This window comes from Mycobacterium kansasii ATCC 12478, assembly GCF_000157895.3.
In the GTDB taxonomy this organism is placed as follows: Bacteria; Actinomycetota; Actinomycetes; order Mycobacteriales; family Mycobacteriaceae; genus Mycobacterium; species Mycobacterium kansasii.
In genome coordinates this window covers 2,379,055-2,392,804 of record NC_022663.1, presented here as the reverse complement: position 1 = coordinate 2,392,804, position 13,750 = coordinate 2,379,055, and the positions used below count along the sequence as shown (strand labels likewise).

General features: G+C 65.3%; 15 protein-coding genes. 6 read left to right on the top strand and 9 right to left on the bottom strand.

Features of this window, described 5'->3' with window-relative positions:
• Positions 1-44: 44 nt before the first annotated feature.
• The 8 genes from MKAN_RS10275 to MKAN_RS31100 all read right to left on the bottom strand — a co-directional run bounded on the left by MKAN_RS10275 (position 45) and on the right by MKAN_RS31100 (position 7,185).
• The gene (locus MKAN_RS10275) at positions 45-2,447 is read right to left on the bottom strand and encodes a hypothetical protein (RefSeq protein WP_042312135.1); all 2,403 of its coding nucleotides are present in this window, start codon (positions 2,445-2,447) and stop codon (positions 45-47) included.
• A gap of 122 nt (positions 2,448-2,569) precedes the next feature.
• Positions 2,570-3,178, bottom strand: a complete 609-nt coding sequence (locus MKAN_RS10270; RefSeq protein ID WP_225722930.1) for a heme-binding beta-barrel domain-containing protein — start codon at positions 3,176-3,178, stop codon at positions 2,570-2,572.
• Between the two features lie 195 nt (positions 3,179-3,373).
• Positions 3,374-3,676 (bottom strand): DUF1416 domain-containing protein, encoded by a 303-nt coding sequence (locus tag MKAN_RS10260; RefSeq protein WP_023367979.1) that lies wholly within the window; start codon positions 3,674-3,676, stop codon positions 3,374-3,376.
• 1 nt (position 3,677) lies between these two features.
• Positions 3,678-4,520: a sulfurtransferase gene (locus MKAN_RS10255; protein WP_023367977.1), complete on the bottom strand. Its 843-nt coding sequence runs from the start codon at positions 4,518-4,520 to the stop codon at positions 3,678-3,680.
• 38 nt (positions 4,521-4,558) lie between these two features.
• Positions 4,559-5,026, bottom strand: a complete 468-nt coding sequence (locus MKAN_RS10250; protein ID WP_036393799.1) for a DUF4395 domain-containing protein — start codon at positions 5,024-5,026, stop codon at positions 4,559-4,561.
• 99 nt (positions 5,027-5,125) lie between these two features.
• Positions 5,126-5,221, bottom strand: coding sequence for a putative leader peptide (locus MKAN_RS32975; RefSeq protein ID WP_364469214.1), 96 nt, complete (start codon positions 5,219-5,221; stop codon positions 5,126-5,128).
• A gap of 97 nt (positions 5,222-5,318) precedes the next feature.
• Positions 5,319-6,119 (bottom strand): mannan chain length control protein LmeA, encoded by an 801-nt coding sequence (gene lmeA, locus MKAN_RS10245; RefSeq protein ID WP_023367973.1) that lies wholly within the window; start codon positions 6,117-6,119, stop codon positions 5,319-5,321.
• A gap of 826 nt (positions 6,120-6,945) precedes the next feature.
• The gene (locus MKAN_RS31100; protein WP_036393795.1) at positions 6,946-7,185 is read right to left on the bottom strand and encodes a hypothetical protein; all 240 of its coding nucleotides are present in this window, start codon (positions 7,183-7,185) and stop codon (positions 6,946-6,948) included.
• Between the two features lie 106 nt (positions 7,186-7,291).
• Here MKAN_RS31100 and MKAN_RS10235 point away from each other — a divergent pair, with 106 nt between their 5' ends.
• The 6 genes from MKAN_RS10235 (at position 7,292) to pstB (ending at position 13,037) form a co-directional block, all read left to right on the top strand.
• Positions 7,292-8,056, top strand: a complete 765-nt coding sequence (locus tag MKAN_RS10235) for a winged helix-turn-helix transcriptional regulator (RefSeq protein WP_023367969.1) — start codon at positions 7,292-7,294, stop codon at positions 8,054-8,056.
• Positions 8,053-8,994 carry a mycothiol synthase gene (gene mshD, locus MKAN_RS10230; RefSeq protein ID WP_023367967.1) on the top strand — a complete coding sequence of 314 codons (942 nt, stop codon included), beginning with the start codon at positions 8,053-8,055 and terminating at the stop codon, positions 8,992-8,994. The genes MKAN_RS10235 and mshD overlap by 4 nt, the downstream gene beginning before the upstream one ends.
• 118 nt (positions 8,995-9,112) lie before the next feature.
• Positions 9,113-10,237 carry a phosphate ABC transporter substrate-binding protein PstS gene (pstS, locus tag MKAN_RS10225; RefSeq protein ID WP_023367965.1) on the top strand — a complete coding sequence of 375 codons (1,125 nt, stop codon included), beginning with the start codon at positions 9,113-9,115 and terminating at the stop codon, positions 10,235-10,237.
• Positions 10,238-10,310: 73 nt separating this feature from the next.
• Positions 10,311-11,336, top strand: coding sequence for a phosphate ABC transporter permease subunit PstC (pstC, locus tag MKAN_RS10220; protein WP_036393793.1), 1,026 nt, complete (start codon positions 10,311-10,313; stop codon positions 11,334-11,336).
• The gene (gene pstA, locus MKAN_RS10215; RefSeq protein WP_023367961.1) at positions 11,333-12,247 is read left to right on the top strand and encodes a phosphate ABC transporter permease PstA; all 915 of its coding nucleotides are present in this window, start codon (positions 11,333-11,335) and stop codon (positions 12,245-12,247) included. Before pstC ends, pstA begins: the two co-directional genes overlap by 4 nt.
• 13 nt (positions 12,248-12,260) lie before the next feature.
• Complete coding sequence (gene pstB / locus MKAN_RS10210) at positions 12,261-13,037, top strand: phosphate ABC transporter ATP-binding protein PstB (protein ID WP_023367959.1); 777 nt, start codon at positions 12,261-12,263, stop codon at positions 13,035-13,037.
• 10 nt (positions 13,038-13,047) lie between these two features.
• Here pstB and phoU read toward each other — a convergent pair whose 3' ends face one another.
• Positions 13,048-13,716: a phosphate signaling complex protein PhoU gene (phoU, locus tag MKAN_RS10205; protein WP_023367957.1), complete on the bottom strand. Its 669-nt coding sequence runs from the start codon at positions 13,714-13,716 to the stop codon at positions 13,048-13,050.
• Positions 13,717-13,750: the final 34 nt, after the last annotated feature.

Sequence of the window (13,750 nt, the reverse complement as noted above, 5' to 3'; positions counted from 1 at the left end):
TGGCATTGAGCACAGCAATCTGGCTTTGGCAAACGTGCGCTGCATCATGACGCCGGTTGGCGCCGATGGGTACTACTATCCGGTCCCTCGTGGGCGTCCTCTTCCTCCGGCGGACGAAGTTCGACATAGCGGCGGGCGAACTCGTCCCCCGGGACTGGCCATTGCTCGCCGTCACTGCCGCGTACCACCCAGTCTCCGTCCGCGGCGATCGTCGGCCCTTCCAGGGTGTTGATCGTCTCGCCCGCATGCGCGGGCCGACCCTGCACCTGCCCCTTCCTGCGCCATTGTCCGTCGCCGACGTCCTCATAGGTGGCCCGGAAGATGTCGTCGCGCACCGACCAGGTCTTACCGTCGGCTTGGACGGCCCAGTCTCCCGCGGCCGCGCGCATGGTCTGTCCCGAATCCGACTTCCAGGTCCACGGGCTGCCCCGCTGCTCAGCGGTGACCGTCCCGACACGAGTGAAAGATCGCCACAGCGGGCGTGACCGGTAGCCCAGCTGGCGCAGGCTCCAGAGGGTGGCCGCCAGGCTGCGCACCGCGGCGTTGAGCAGGTCGGGGTTGCTTTCCACCTCCGACCAGTCGACCAGCTTGTCGTGGATTCGGCGGGAATCGTCGCGGGGGGTTCCGTATTTCCAGCCGTTGCGACGGTAGTAGCGACACCAGTCCTCATGTTCTGCCTTGGCCATGCTCAGCGCCGAGTAGCGGTCGAAGCCCATCAGGGCGAGCTGTTCTAGCGGCGGCAGATCGGCCATGTCCCGGCCGGACAGCTGGGCCGGCGGGCTGCCCCAGGTGTTCCAGGTGTGTCCGGCGATCCGTTCGACCATCCATAGCGCGTTGCGCACCTGGCGACGGTTGGACCCGCGGTAGAACTCGTCGAGTTGGGCCCACGGCATCACCGCCGGGGATCTCGGCGCGTTCGGGTCGATGGTGGCGACATAGCGCTCGTGGATCAGCCTGGCCGCGCGTTCCCAGGCGTCCTGTACCTGACCCTGACGGGTGTCCAGCGCCAGGCTGTAGGTCTGCAGCAGGCCGACGATCTGCGAGGAATCCTCGGTGCCCCGGGCATTGGGGTCCCAGGCGTAGACGGGCATCGCGGGCAGGCGCGCGCCCAGCCTGGTTCCGGTGGCCGCGGAATGTGTGTCGACCAGAATCACTGCGCACGTTGCCGGGTCGGCGTCACCGATGAGACGCAGCAGGGTCGGTACCGTCGGCGCCTCGGGCACCGCGTCGATTGCCGGTCCGTCCGACAAGAAGCCGGCCTGCTGGCGGTAGAACTGGTGGTCTTTGAGGTAGTCCTCGGCGTCTCGTTCCACCAGCGTGAGCGCCGGGAGAGGTGGCACCCCGGGCGGGGTGTAGAAGTCGCGTTCGAGCGCTCGCCGGGTCAGGTCGGCGCACAGTGCCAGCGTCAATTGTGAAGTGCCGCAGATAAATACGCGTTGTATGTTGGGCGTCGCGATGATGCCGTCGAGTAGTCGGCCGGCGGTGACCTCGTACCGGCCGACGACGTCGGCGGCCCATCTGGTGTCGGAGCCGCCGAACTGCTGGGCCCGCCACGCCTCGGCCAGCCACGGGTCGTCGATGCGAACGATGAGCGGCAACCGCTGCTTGTCGCCGATCTCGGCGAGCCGACGACCGATCAGGTCCAGCCACATCAGGTTGGTCGCCGGATCGGGCGACATCAGATAGAGCCGCCCGAGATGGCGCCACAGTCGCAGCGACACCAGGGTGGACGGGGCGTTGAGGTCGACCAGCACCACCCGGGCGCCCAGCCTTCGGACCCGCTGCACCCGGTCGTCGCCGGCGTTGGTGATCACCACCAGGGTGCTGCGCCGATCCAACGTCCGCGCGATCGCGCTGACCATCGATTCGGTGTCGTCGTCGACACCCACGATCGCGGTGACCGAATCGGCGAGATTGGCCCGCAGCCGGTCCACCTGGGAGCGGAAGACACCGACCACGACGCCGCCCAAGCCGGTGAAGATCGCCGACAGCGCCGCGATGCGGGCCAGTTCCAGGCCGACAGGCGTGGGATTGGGGCAGGTGCGCCCACTCAGCGAGGTGTCCCCGGTGCTGCCTTTGACCAGTTGGGCGGTCCACATCAACGGGGTGAAGACAGCCGGATGGTTGGCGTCATGACAGCCCCAGTACGAACTGAGGCCCAACACGGCGCTCATCGTGATGAGCAATGCAATCACGGTGAACGAAACACCCACCAGCCGGTGGCTGCCGTTTCCCCGGAAGTTCAGCACCGAGACAGCGATCAAAACCGACACCACGACCGCGATGGTCGCCATCGACCCCGGGCGGCCGAACCAGCTCAGCCAGGACGGCAGCACATCGAGAATCGCTGGTTGCAGGGCTACCGCGGCGAGATAGGCGATCAACAGCACCCCGATGACCGACACCACCCAGCGAGCCACCGGCGAGGGTGTCCTGCTGCGCGCCATCCGCCGGCTCCTTTCGTTCGTGTATCGGCTGCTCGGACGTCGAACAGTACACGCAGAACCAGCGGGCGAAGGCAACAAATGGGTCGGTTAGCTTCGGGCGGCTCAGGCCCGGGGGGCAACTCTCAGCCGACGAATCTGGACAAGCGCGCCGACAGATGCGGCACCAACCCGCCGTCGGCGTCCACCCGCTCCTCGACATAGGCGAGGTCGCCGCCCTCGACGATGCCGTAGAGCCGCTTGGCCCCGCCGACCAGCACGCCGGAGCGGCTCCGGGCCAACGCGTCGGTGACCAACTCCCAGGACGACTGGTTGCGCGGGCGGCCGTAGAACAACTCGACGTAACCGGCGGAGTGCGCCAGTAGCAGCTCGATCGCCTGCGACTCGCTCGGGTCGTCGGGATCGCTGACAAAACGCCAGAAGCCCGTCTCGCGTAAACCCGGTTCGAGGTACTCACCGGTGTCGGTGAGACGCCACGACCGGGCTTCCCAATTCAAATAGTCTCCGCCGTCGTGCGACACGACGATCTGCTGGCCGAAGCGGTAGTCACCGTCGTGTCCGCGGCCCTCTCCCTCGCCGCGCCACACACCGACCAGCGGCAGCAGTGCCAGCAGCGCGTCGTGCAAGCTGGCGCCTTGGCGCAGGTTGGCGGTGTCGGCGGGTAGTGGCAAATCGTCGAAGACGGGAATATTGCGGGTCGCGGTCAGCTTGGCACGTTCCGCCGCTTGAAACATTCCGGCGACGGCGCGGTCGCCGGAGCCCGCACCCGGCCCGTGATGGCCGTCGTCGGAGGTCACGATTCGTCGGTGATCAGCCGATACAGCGCATACAGCGCGAACCAGGAGATGACCACGGTCGCCAGGACCAGCATGATCTCGAAGAACAGCACCACGCGGATGAGTCTATCCGGGATCAGCCTGGAGCGGCTGTCAGGCGATCTTGACGTCGACCTCGTGAATGCCCGCGCCCGACGGTCTGACCACCGCGTCACCATTGCCGACTTTCGACAGTGCGCGCACCGTCCAGGAGCCCGGCGCGGCGAAGAACCGGAAGTCGCCGGTGGCCGACGCGACCACCTCCGCCGTGAACTCGTCGGACGAGTCCAGCAGCCGGACGAAGGCGCCGCCCACGGCTTGGCCGTCGCGGTCCACGACACGACCGGTGATCACTGTTTCCTTCTCCAGGTCGACACTGGCAGGCAGCGTCAGTCCTTGCTTCGGCGCAGTGCACATATCAGTTTCCCAACTCGATCGGGGCACCCACCAGGGAGCCGTATTCCGTCCAACTGCCGTCGTAGTTCTTGACGTTCTTGTGCCCGAGCAATTCGTGCAAGACAAACCAGGTGTGCGAGGACCGTTCCCCGATCCGGCAGTACGCGATCGTTTCCTTGGTGCCGTCCAGACCGGCGCCGGCGTACAACTGGGCCAGTTGCTCGTCGGACTTGAAGGTGCCGTCCTCGTTGGCGGCCTTGCTCCACGGCACGTTGATCGCCCCGGGAATATGGCCGGGCCGCTGGCTCTGTTCCTGCGGCAAATGCGCCGGCGCCAGGATCTTTCCGGAGAACTCGTCGGGGGATCGCACGTCGACCAGGTTCTTGGCGCCGATGGCCGCGATCACCTCGTCACGGAATGCACGGATGGCATTGTCCGGCGGGGCCGCGCTGTAGGAGGTCGCGGGCCTGGTGACGGTGTCGGTGGACAGCGGGCGGCCGTCGAGTTCCCACTTCTTGCGGCCGCCGTCGAGCAGCTTGACCTTCTCGTGGCCGTACAGCTTGAAATACCAGTAGGCGTAGGCGGCGAACCAGTTGTTGTTGCCGCCGTAGAGGACCACGGTGTCGTCGTTGGAGATGCCGCGGTCGCTGAGCAATTTCGAGAATTGCTGGGCGTCGACGAAGTCGCGTTTGACCGGGTCCTGCAGATCGGTGCGCCAGTCCAGCTTGATGGCGCCGGGGATGTGGCCGTCGTCGTATGCGCTGGTGTCCTCGTCGACTTCGACGAAGACGATGTTGGCCGCTTCCGGATTGCTGAGATTGCTCTCAGCCCAGTCGGCAGAGACCAGGACGTCGGAGCGTGCCATGGTGGGGATCCTTTCGATTTGCGTCAGATAAACAGCAGTCAGGCGGGAATGGCGCCGCGCCGCAGGCGGGCCAGCAGCGGGTAAAGCTGGCAGCCCAGGCAGATGCCGAAGGCCGCGTTGAGGAGGGCGGCCGCCAGCGCGAACGAAGTCGCAACGACGCCCACCACAACCGGGCCGACAGCGAAGCCGATGATCCCGCAGATAGCGAACACAAATCCGACCAGTTGGGCGAACTTCAGCGGTGGCGCAGGTTCCCGTTCTCGCACCGGTCCCAGGCGGGGCGACACAAACGTCGAGTACAGCAGCCCATAGGGATGCCGGCGAGGCCCGAATGCGGCACCGACAGCGAACACGACCGCCTGGATGCTCAAGGCAACTGCGGCAGCTGCCGAACTGAAGGCGGAAACGATCAGGACGAGCCCCAGAACCCCCGTCGTCAGCCACGCGGCGAATCGCGGCCCGCGGACGTCGACACCCACTTGGGCGGGGGTGCTATTACTCGACACGAATTACTCCTAGATACGCCGATTGCACGGAAAAGGTGGGAGATACGCCGCGGTGGGTCTCCGAGGCTGCTCCGAGCGCTGCGTGGACGACGCGGCTACTCAGCAGCTACAGCAACAGCAACAGCAACAGCCCGTGGTGCGGCACAGATCAACTGCGCGTCGCTTGGTGAGCTTGAGCTCAAGGCGGGCTGACACGTCGGTCAGCTTACCCAATGACGTAGTGATCAAGCCAACAGCATCGTCGGGGCCGGGGCGGCCGGCGTTGAGCTTCCGTGGGGCGTCGATCCGGTGATCATGACTGCCTGAATCCGGTGAGCGCAACGGTCACGTCGTAGGTGATGCCCTCGATGATGACGTCCGACCCGCGTGCGCCCACAGTGTTCGGCGCCACCCCGAACGGCAGCTTCTGGTTGGGCAGCCTGCTACTGAAGGCGTGCAGTACCGCCTCCCGTTTGTCGTCCGGAACGGGCTGGTCCGCGGTGTCCGGGCCGGTCACCACCCCTGTCGGTGTGATCACCAAGGTCTCCTGGCTGTGGGGATCGATGGACAGATCCACCGCGACGCTGACCCGACGATCGAAGTCGGCTGACTTCGGTGTCCCGCTGAAAACGAGCCCGTGACTGCCCGATATCCCCGATTCGGTGGTGCCGCCGGTGGCATCGTTGCTTTCCTGGAGAGGCGCCTGCACCATCAGATCGGCCATCCCCAGATAACGGCCCAGGTGCATGGAGTCGATGATGATGCGGCTTTCCAGCTCGTGCACCGACAACCTCGCGTCGGGCTGTATCAGCCAGGATGCGTGAGACAGATCGATGGAATGCATGGTGGCTTCGAGCGTGGCTGTGCCCACCGTCGAGTGCTCGATGGCGTACGCCTTGATCTCCAGCTCGCCGTAGCGATCTCGCATCGCCTGCGGGATGAACGGAAAACCGAGGATGGCGACGAAGGGATCAGAGCCCAGGTTGGCTGCCTTGCGCACACTGGTCGAAAGCCGATATTCGGCGTAAATGCTGGCGCCGAAGTCGACGCCGACGGCGCCGAGGACGACGACGGCCACGGCGGCGACACCGATCAGCACCTTGCGCATCCGCATATTGTGGCCTATCGCCCCGGCGCTATCCCTGGCTGAGCTCCCGGGCGTCGCCGTCCACGGCGTTTCATGGCCGGATCTGAATCTTGACCCGCTGGCGGCAGGTCCGAAGCTGCGGTTGAAGCCGGCTGCAGCGCCGGGGTTTCCAAGTGCCGCCGACATAGCTGCCACATGTGCCTCCGGATCCGCCGGTACGCGCTGACTCACCAAGAGTGCCCGGCTTGGAGCGACAACCGCCGCGCTCGGCTGCGCACCCGTTGTCGCTGCGAGCGATGCGGGCGCCACACCCCGGCGTGAAGAGATGAAGGTCGTGGGCTGGTGCGGTTGGGTCGACGGCTGGCGGCGTCGACTGTGCGCTGGCGGCGTCGACTGTGCGCTGGCGGCGTCGACTGTGCGCTGATGGCGCCGACTGTGCGCTGATGGCGCCGAGTGTGCCGTCAGGGCGGCCGATCGTGGGCAGACCCCGCCCTGCATGCACCCTCAAAGCCGTCACCGCACACTCGATACGGCGGCATGGCCGCCGATTCAGTGAGTACGTGAGGTATCTCCCGAACGCCCGCCCTCACAAGAGGTTCGAGCGGAGGTGCCGTATCGGCGTGCCGAAAATTGGGCCAAGGTTTCGTGGGTTTCCTAGGTGCTGGTCAACGATTGAATTTTCTCGTGACCTGGGCACACACGCAGATCCCCCGCACCGGCTGGGGCAGATGGGGCGAATGTGACATGACGCGGCGCCCGGTGCCAACTTCGCAGGCCGCGTCGTCGATTGCCCGGCTCCTCAGCAGGCGGTGCCTGCATCGTCACCGGGCTGTCGTCGGATTTGCCCGGCTCCTCAGCAGGCGGTGCCTGCATCGTCACCGGGCTGTCGTCGATTGCCCGGCTCCTCAGCAGGCGGTGCCTGCATCGTCACCGGGCTGTCGTCGGATTTGCCCGGCTCCTCAGCAGGCGGTGCCTGCATCGTCACCGGGCTGTCGTCGGATTTGCCCGGCTCCTCAGCAGGCGGTGCCTGCATTGTCACCGGGCTGTCGTCGGATTTGCCCGGCTCCTCAGCAGGCGGTGCCTGCATTGTCACCGGGCCAAAGACCAGGTGGCAGGTTATCGTTAGACGATCCGGCCGCTAAAGTTCACCGGTTGCGCTGACTCAGGGAGATGCCTTCCCCCGACGCTGGAGGGGATCGTTGGAATTACTACTACTGACCTCGGAGCTGTATCCCGACCCAGTCCTGCCGTCGCTGTCGCTGCTTTCGCATAACGTGCGGACGGCGCCGCCGGAGGCTTCGTCGCTGCTGGAGGCCGGTAACGCGGATGCGGTGCTTGTCGACGCGCGCAACGACCTGTCGGCCGCGCGCGGTCTGTGCCGTCTGCTGAGCACCGCGGGTCGGTCCGCGCCGGTATTGGCCGTGGTGACCGAGGGCGGGCTGGTGGCAGTCAGCGCTGACTGGGGGCTGGACGAGATCCTGCTGCCCAGTACCGGCCCGGCCGAGATCGACGCCCGACTGCGCCTGGTGGTTGGCCGGCGAGGCGGTCTGTCCGACCAAGAAGGCGTCGGCAAGGTCAGCCTGGGGGAACTGGTGATCGACGAAGGCACCTACACCGCGCGACTGCGGGGCCGACCGCTCGACCTCACCTACAAGGAATTCGAACTCCTGAAATACCTCGCCCAGCATGCCGGACGGGTGTTCACGCGTGCGCAGCTACTCCACGAGGTATGGGGATACGACTTCTTCGGCGGCACCCGCACGGTCGATGTGCACGTCCGGCGATTGCGCGCCAAACTCGGCCCCGAGCACGAAGCCCTGATCGGCACCGTCCGCAACGTCGGTTACAAGGCGGTGCGGCCTGCGCGGGGCCGAACCGCAGTCGCCGAGCCCGACGACGAAGGATCGGGGCCCGATTCCGCAGATTTCCAGGACCCGCTGGTCGACCCGCTGCGCAGTCAGTGACGCCGGGGGAGTGGCGCTCGGCGCTGACAGCCGGTCAGCAGCAGGAAGTACACGAAATAATCTCGGCGGCAACAGAATTCGACGGTGTGGCGCCGGTGGGCGAGCAGGTGCTGCGAGAATTGGGACAGCGGCGCACGCACCATCTGGTGGCCACTGATCCCCGAGCGGGCAACGCGATCGTCGGCTATCTCAACCTCAGCCCGGCGCGCGATGCCGATTCCGCAATGGCCGAGTTGGTCGTGCACCCGCAATCCCGGCGTCGCGGTGTCGGCACCGCCATGGCGCGCGCCGCGCTGACAAAAACCCATGGGAAAAACCAATTCTGGGCGCACGGCACCCTGGAAGCCGCCCGGGCCACGGCCGCCGCGCTGGGTCTGGCCCCGGTGCGCGAACTGGTGCAGATGCGCCGCTCGTTGCGCGATATCCCCGAGCCGACAATCCCCGACGGGCTGCGGATCCGCACCTACGCCGGCCCGACCGATGACGCCGAACTGCTTCGGGTCAACAACGCCGCGTTCTCATACCACCCCGAACAAGGTGGCTGGACCCAACAACAGCTGGCCGAGCGGCGCGGCGAACCTTGGTTTGATCCGGCGGGCCTCATCCTGGCGTTCGACGCTTCCCCGGGCCACGAGGCGAAGCTGCTGGGTTTCCACTGGACCAAGATTCACCACCAGCCTGACCTTGGCGAGGTCTACGTTCTCGGCGTCGATCCGGTAGCGCAAGGGCGTGGGCTCGGCAAGGCGTTGACGTTGATTGGTCTCAGCTCGTTGGCGCGGCGGCTGGCCGGCGTGAACCCTGCCGAAGAACCCACCGTCATGCTGTATGTGGAATCGGACAACGTCGCGGCCATGCGGACCTATCACAGCCTGGGATTTGTCACCCATAGCGTCGACACGGCCTACGCGCTGGCCTGCTCAGATCCGGCACTCGGCTGACGATCGCCAACCGGCAAGTTCCGGCACGACGCATAGTTAATGGTTGACTTGGCAATTCGTCCTGAAGACGGCCGTGCAGCGCCGCAATCGTCGTAAATGCATTCAGGGAGCGAGATCGATGAGGCTCGATACGGTGGTCAGGGCATTCGCGGCGGCGGTGGCGGTGATCACCGCTTGCGGTGGGACCCTCACCGCATGCGGTAGCGATCAAAACCCCGGTATTTCCTCGGCGAATGGCTCCGCAGCGCCGTTGCCAAAGGCCGACTGCAGCGGCCGAGATGCGCTGACGGCAGAGGGATCGACTGCCCAGCAGAATGCCATGGCGTTGTTCAACCAGGCATGGGGCCAGGCGTGTCCGGGTAAGAAAGTGTCGTACAACCCGACCGGGTCAGGGGCCGGTCGCGAGCAGTTCATCGCCGGTCATGTCGACTTCGCGGGATCGGACTCGCCCCTGGTCGCCGAGCAGATCGGTCCGGCGGCCGACCGCTGCAAAGGAAACCCGGCCTGGGACCTGCCACTGGTATTCGGGCCAATTGCGTTGGTGTACAACCTCGCTGGCGTAACGAACCTGGTTCTCGACGCCGATGCGATGGCAAAGATCTTCAGCGGGTCCATTCGGACCTGGAACGACCCGATCCTTGCGGCCCTCAATCCTGGTGTGGCACTTCCTAATATCAAAATCATCCCGGTGTACCGGAAGGATTCGTCGGGAACCACGGACAACTTTCAGAAGTACCTGACCGCCGCCGCGCCACAAAGCTGGAGCCGAGGTGTCGGCGGCGAGTTTCACGGCGGTGTCGGGGAAGGCGTCGAAAGGTCGGCAGGTGTGATCCAAGCCGTACAGGTCACGCCAGGTTCGATCGGTTATGTCGAGAAAGGTTTCGCTGACCGCGCCGGCATACCGTTCGCCCAGATCGACACCGGCAACAACGTCGTACCGCTCACCGAGGAAACGGCTCGCAAGGCAATCGACTCCGTCACTTTTGCGGCCAACGGAAACGACCTCGTTCTGGACCTGAATTCGATCTTCGCCATCCAGGACCCGGGCGCCTACCCGTTGGTACTGGCGACCTACGAGATTGTGTGCTCGAAGGGATACCCGCGCGACATCGGTGCCGCGGTCAAGGCGTTTCTCACCACTGCCGTCCACAACGGTCAGACCGGCCTTCCGTCGGCCGGCTACGTTCCGGTGCCAGATAAGGTGGAAGAACGCCTGGTCACCGCCATAAACGCCCTGCAATGACTGCTTGACCACGGACGACGCTGATAAAAGAGGAGCCAACAAGCACCGCAGTGACAGGATCGACGGGATCGCAGTGACAGTGCCCGACCCAGCCGAGGCGGGTGCGATCGTTGCTGCGCCTTTTCCGGAGCCGCCGGCAACCTCCATCAACCCTTGGGGTACCGGCAAACCGGGTCTGGGGGACCGGGTGTTTCGCGGGCTATCGCAGGGTTCCGGCGTCTTGATCATCGTTCTGATCGCCGCGATCGGCGCGTTTCTGCTGTGGCGTGCGATACCGGCGCTGGCGCGCAACAAAGAAAACTTCTTGACCTACGGCGGAACCTGGAAGACCGCCGACCCCTCGGCGATGCACTTCGGAATCCTCGATCTGTTGCGAGTGACCACGTTCGTATCGCTGTTCGCACTGGTGCTGGCCATGCCCGTCGCGCTGGGTGTCGCCATATTCCTAACGCAGTATGCGCCGCGACGGTTCGCCATGCCGCTGGCCCACCTGGTCGATCTGCTGGCCGCGGTGCCGTCGATCATCTACGGCGTATGGGGTTTGCACGTGCTGGCGCCACACCTGCGACCCGTCGCGACCTCGCTCAACCACACCCTGGGTCACTGTTTCCTGTTCGCCGGCGGCAATACCTCAATTGGGGGCGGGGGCAACGTCTTCACCGGCGGCATCGTCCTGGCGGTGATGATCCTGCCGATCATCACCGCGGTCACGCGCGAAGTGTTCGCCCAGACCCCGCACGGCCAGATAGAGGCGGCGCTGGCGCTCGGCGCCACCCGCTGGGAGGTTGTCACGACAACGGTGTTGCCGTTCGGACGGTCCGGATACATCAGCGGCGCGATGCTGGGCCTGGGACGGGCACTGGGAGAAACGGTCGCGCTGTTGATCATCTTGCACGGTACCCAGCAAGCCTTCGGCTGGTCACTGTTCGATGGTGGTTCGACCTTCGCCACCAAGATCGCCGCCGCCGCATCGGGCCTCGACAACCCCTACCAAGCCGGTGCCTACCTGGCCGCGGGACTGATGCTCTACCTGCTCACATTCGTGGTCAACGCCGCGGCACGCGCGGCTCTGGCCGGAGCGGGAAGGGCCACCCGATGACCTCGATGCTGGACCGGCCCGTCAAAGCGCGTGCACTGCCCGCGTTAGGCCGGCGCCGTCGAGTCACCGACAACATGGCCGCCGTGCTGGTGACGCTATCGATGGCGATCGCGCTGACACCCCTGGCGTGGGTCCTGTGCTCGGTGCTGGTCAACGGCCTCCGGACGGTCCTGTCGAGCACCTGGTGGACGCATTCACAGGCCGGGATGACGTCGTTGAAAGCCGGCGGTGGTGCCTACCACGCAATCGTCGGCACGGTGTTGCAGGGTGTGGTGTGTGCGGCGATATCCATCCCGATCGGCGTCCTGGTGGCCATCTATCTGGTCGAATACGGTGGCGCTAGCGCGCTGCGCAGGGTGGTCTCCTTCATGGTGGACATCCTGACCGGCGTGCCGTCGATCGTGGCGGCCCTGTTCATCTATGCGCTGTGGGTCGCGGTCCTGGGCTTCCCCCGCTCCCAACTTGCGGTGTCACTGGCGCTGGTGTTGTTGATGCTGCCGGTGATCGTGCGCTCGACCGAAGAGATGCTGCGTATCGTCCCGGTAGATCTGCGAGAGGCGAGTTACGCGCTGGGAGCGCCCAAGTGGAAGACCATCGCCAAGATCGTGATCCCGACCGGGTTGTCCGGCATCGTGACCGGCATCCTGCTGGCCTTGGCCAGGGTGATGGGCGAGACGGCGCCGCTGCTGATCCTGGTTGGTTATGCACAGACAATGAACTTCGACATATTCAGCGGGTTCATGGGGTCGCTGCCGGGCATGATGTATGACCAGGCGACGGCGGGCGCCGGCATCAGCCCGGTCCCCACAGAGCGGCTGTGGGGCGCCGCGCTGACGCTGATGTTGCTGATCGCGATGATCAATATCGGCGCCAGGGTGGTCGCCGCCATCCTCGTCCCCAAGAAGTCGTAGGCAGGAGCACTCAGTGGCCAAGCGGTTGGACCTCAAGGACGTCAACATCTACTACGGGGCGTTTCAGGCCGTCGCCGATGTGTCCTTGTCGATTCTGCCTCGCAGCGTGACGGCATTCATAGGCCCGTCGGGGTGCGGCAAGACCACGGTGTTGCGCACGCTGAACCGGATGCACGAAGTGGTGCCCGGCGGGCGCGTCGAAGGCACCGTGCTGCTCGACGACGAAAACATCTACGGGCCCGGCATCGACCCGGTCGGGGTGCGGCGGGCGATCGGAATGGTTTTCCAGCGGCCCAACCCGTTCCCCGCGATGTCGATTCGCGACAACGTGGTCGCCGGCCTGAAGTTGCAGGGCCTGCGCAACCGCAAGGTGCTCGACGAAACCGCCGAATATTCGCTGCGCGGCGCCAACCTATGGGATGAGGTCAAAGACAGGCTGGACAAACCCGGCGGCGGGTTGTCCGGCGGCCAGCAACAGCGGTTGTGTATCGCGCGGGCCATCGCCGTCCAGCCCGATGTGTTGCTGATGGACGAGCCGTGCTCGGCGCTGGATCCCATCTCCACGATGGCAATCGAAGACCTGATCAGTGAATTGAAGCAGGACTACACGATCGTCATCGTCACGCACAACATGCAGCAGGCCGCCCGAGTGAGCGATCAGACGGCGTTCTTCAATTTGGAGGCCGTGGGCAAGCCGGGCCGCCTGATAGAAATCGACGACACCGAGAAGATCTTCTCCAACCCGAGCCAGAAATCCACCGAGGACTACATCTCCGGCCGATTCGGCTAGCGCGGTCGAATTAGCGCGAGTGAGGCGTCGTTTCGTCTTCGGGAAACCTCCCGGTCGCCTGGAAGATCACGCGTCGCGCCACTTCGACGGCATGGTCGGCGAAGCGTTCGTAGAACCGGCCCAGCAACGTCACGTCGACCGCCGCTGCCACGCCGTGCTTCCATTCCCGGTCCATCAGAACGCTGAACAAATGCCGGTGCAGATCGTCCATCGCGTCGTCTTCCTCGCGGATCCGGGCCGCTTTCTCCGGGTCGCGGGACAACACGACCTCCTGCGCGCTGTTTCCCAATTCGACTGCGACTCTGCCCATTTCGGCAAAGTATCCTTTGACCTCTTCGGGTAACGCATGCTGCGGATGCCGCCGGCGGGCGATCTTGGCGACGTGCAGGGCAAGTGCGCCCATCCGGTCGATATCGGCCACCATCTGGATCGCGCTCACGATTGCCCGGAGATCACCGGCGACCGGGGCCTGCAGTGCCAGCAGGACGAACGCGCTTTCCTCGGCCCGGGCGCTCAGCGTTGCGATCTTTTCGTGGTCGGAGATCACCTGTTCGGCCAACACCAGATCGGCCTGCAGCAAGGCCTGGGTCGCCCGCTCCATGGCGATGCCTGCCAGCCCGCACATCTCACCGAGCCGCTCGGACAATTCCGAGAGTTGCTCGTGGTAAGCGGTTCGCATGTGATAAAGCCTACGTTCTCGACGCCGGATACGC

Bases quoted from the DNA above. Each gene is read 5' to 3' on its own strand.
- pstS (WP_023367965.1), top strand. From the start codon at position 9,113: ATGAGGCTCGATACGGTGGTCAGGGCATTCGCGGCGGCGGTGGCGGTG.
- MKAN_RS10275 (WP_042312135.1), bottom strand. From the start codon at position 2,447: ATGGCGCGCAGCAGGACACCCTCGCCGGTGGCTCGCTGGGTGGTGTCG.
- MKAN_RS10255 (WP_023367977.1), bottom strand. From the start codon at position 4,520: ATGGCACGCTCCGACGTCCTGGTCTCTGCCGACTGGGCTGAGAGCAAT.
- MKAN_RS10270 (WP_225722930.1), bottom strand. From the start codon at position 3,178: ATGTTTCAAGCGGCGGAACGTGCCAAGCTGACCGCGACCCGCAATATT.
- phoU (WP_023367957.1), bottom strand. From the start codon at position 13,716: ATGCGAACCGCTTACCACGAGCAACTCTCGGAATTGTCCGAGCGGCTC.
- pstA (WP_023367961.1), top strand. From the start codon at position 11,333: ATGACCTCGATGCTGGACCGGCCCGTCAAAGCGCGTGCACTGCCCGCG.
- lmeA (WP_023367973.1), bottom strand. From the start codon at position 6,119: ATGCGGATGCGCAAGGTGCTGATCGGTGTCGCCGCCGTGGCCGTCGTC.
- MKAN_RS10260 (WP_023367979.1), bottom strand. From the start codon at position 3,676: ATGTGCACTGCGCCGAAGCAAGGACTGACGCTGCCTGCCAGTGTCGAC.